Raw genomic sequence first — 2,061 nt, 5'->3', positions numbered from 1 at the left:
TGGCCCTTCGCCGGCCAGTGGTTGGACGACGAGAGTGGACTTGTCTATAATCGCTTCAGGTATTTTTCACCTGTTGCAGGGCAGTACCTGACACCAGACCCGATCGGATTATTGGGTGGAAGCAACTTATATAGCTATGTACAAAACCCAACAAGGGGAGTCGACCCTTTAGGATTAGCCAGTTGTCCTTTAAAAGAAATATTTGATGATGTCGACAAATGGTCACTATCTAAAATAGGTGAGCGTCAGAAAGGAATGATCAGAGATAAGCTACCCGTTGTAAAAGAGCGCTCATCAAAACTGAATAGAAAAATGAGAGAGCATTTTAGTGAGAATGAAAAAGGTCTAATCAGAGAGTGGGAGAAACAAACAGGAAACTCTTGGCCTACACTCGCTAATGGTAAACGAGCAACGCCTCATCATGTAATCCCACTGAAAAATGGTGGAACAAATGAATGGTGGAATTTAATTCCTGTTAAACATCCACATACAGGAACAATACATGGAACTGGCTCTGCTTTAAGAACTCACATACCTTATCAGAAGGTAGGCGGAAAAATATGGAATCTATTGAGTCGTTTAAGGTGATATGATGAAAATTGTTGATGCTTATAACTTATTGAATGAATGGATTGTAAAAAGCAATGGTGAATTGATTGATTTAGGTGATGGGGAATTATTTTCATTTATTTTAAAAAAGAAATTCAATCACACTGAACTTACTAACTTTGAAAGTAATAACAATCTGTTACTTCCTGATGAATATAAAGACTTTCTTGAAAACGTTGGCTCTGTAGATATATTTTCAAGTGAAATTACTGCTGGGATTGAAGTATTAGAACCAGCTGAAATAAAGAGTTTTTCAAAAGAAGTATTTGAAGGATATGGTGAGGATCTATATCCTAATTTATTATTGACAACATCAATACCTAAAACAGGATATTTTGGCGGATTTTGGATGTTAGAAGAGAGTGAAAGCTGCTATTCTATTTTTTATCCTGATGTGCCTCCTGAATATTGGATTGAAGAAGCAGAGTTTTCATCATTCAATGAATGGATTATTAAACTAGTCAGAAGTAAATCGAAGAAAATATAGTTTTCTTTAGATTTAGTTTAGCATCTATGTCATCCCACCCTGTTTTGTGAGATAATAACAAGGTGGGGTTTTAATTACTATCCAGCCTCAAACAAGAAACAAGTTTGTGATATGATACAAACTGATAAGCTGGAGTAAAAAAACATTCTTTAATACCTAGATTTATCAAAAGAAAAACCCATGAATAAAGAAGATACTTTAGGAAGATTAGATTTTATTGAAAAAGAAATGGATATTAAATTACCCTATTATTATAGAAGATTTTTGTCTGAGGGAATTCAAGATAAACCTTATATCGAGATAACTGGTAAAGAACAAGAAAATATATATGTTTATAATTTCGACTATGTTCTTGAAAGAAATAAAACACATACTATTCAACAAGCTGAGAAAAACTACTTTTTAATTGGCCAAGATGGTGATCTTGGTTATTTTATTTATGTAGAAAAAGGTCAGGAAAGTGATGTTATTTATAGCTTAGATTTGGGTGCTTTAGGTAGCGTTGATATGGAGGAGGATGGGGATAAGGAAGCCGATAATATTTATAAATTAGGAATGTAAATATCTAGAAATCAGCCAAGATAGATTTAACTCATTATCTTGGCTGAATAGTTCACATCAAGTATAAAACTGGAAAGTCCCTATACTATTTCAATCTATAGGGATCAAGTAGAAAAGGTCATCATCAATTTTATCATTGAACTCTTAAAGGGGAACGATAAAGAATGCTTGATCATTGAGGTAAAATATTAGGGTGATATCAATGAATGAAACAATAGACTTTTATATGGAGCCAATGATATTTTTTAAAAGCTCTGATTTTCTTTCTGGCTCTTCTGATGAGTTAGAAGGGTATGAAATTATAGAAAATAAAGATGATGCTATAAAACTTCTTTTTGATCAGGATGTTCCAAATAACTATGCAATTTGGGGTGATTTTTTTCTGTAAGCGCCTAATTAACCCC

At 33.5% G+C, this 2,061-nt stretch carries 4 protein-coding genes; all 4 read left to right on the top strand.

The features are described 5' to 3' along the window. Positions 1-588, top strand: a 588-nt coding sequence (locus tag ABLA85_RS18975; RefSeq protein ID WP_367965856.1) for an RHS repeat-associated core domain-containing protein, incomplete at its 5' end; no start/stop codon positions are given. A 1-nt stretch (position 589) separates the two neighbouring features. Next, positions 590-1,096 carry an SMI1/KNR4 family protein gene (locus ABLA85_RS18970; protein WP_367965855.1) on the top strand — a complete coding sequence of 169 codons (507 nt, stop codon included), beginning with the start codon at positions 590-592 and terminating at the stop codon, positions 1,094-1,096. Positions 1,097-1,276: 180 nt separating this feature from the next. Then, complete coding sequence (locus tag ABLA85_RS18965) at positions 1,277-1,657, top strand: SMI1/KNR4 family protein (RefSeq protein ID WP_367965854.1); 381 nt, start codon at positions 1,277-1,279, stop codon at positions 1,655-1,657. A 202-nt stretch (positions 1,658-1,859) separates the two neighbouring features. Continuing rightward, positions 1,860-2,045 carry a hypothetical protein gene (locus ABLA85_RS18960; protein ID WP_367965853.1) on the top strand — a complete coding sequence of 62 codons (186 nt, stop codon included), beginning with the start codon at positions 1,860-1,862 and terminating at the stop codon, positions 2,043-2,045. Positions 2,046-2,061: the final 16 nt, after the last annotated feature.

Origin of the sequence: Xenorhabdus sp. SGI246 (genome assembly GCF_040838225.1) — a bacterium.
GTDB classification, from domain to species: Bacteria; Pseudomonadota; Gammaproteobacteria; order Enterobacterales; family Enterobacteriaceae; genus Xenorhabdus; species Xenorhabdus indica.
Note: the sequence above shows the minus strand (reverse complement) of the source record. Positions and strands in the feature narration are given on the sequence as shown.

Excerpts from the sequence above, each read along its gene's own strand:
- ABLA85_RS18970 (WP_367965855.1), top strand. The coding sequence starts at position 590 with ATGATGAAAATTGTTGATGCTTATAACTTATTGAATGAATGGATTGTA.
- ABLA85_RS18965 (WP_367965854.1), top strand. The coding sequence starts at position 1,277 with ATGAATAAAGAAGATACTTTAGGAAGATTAGATTTTATTGAAAAAGAA.
- ABLA85_RS18960 (WP_367965853.1), top strand. The coding sequence starts at position 1,860 with ATGAATGAAACAATAGACTTTTATATGGAGCCAATGATATTTTTTAAA.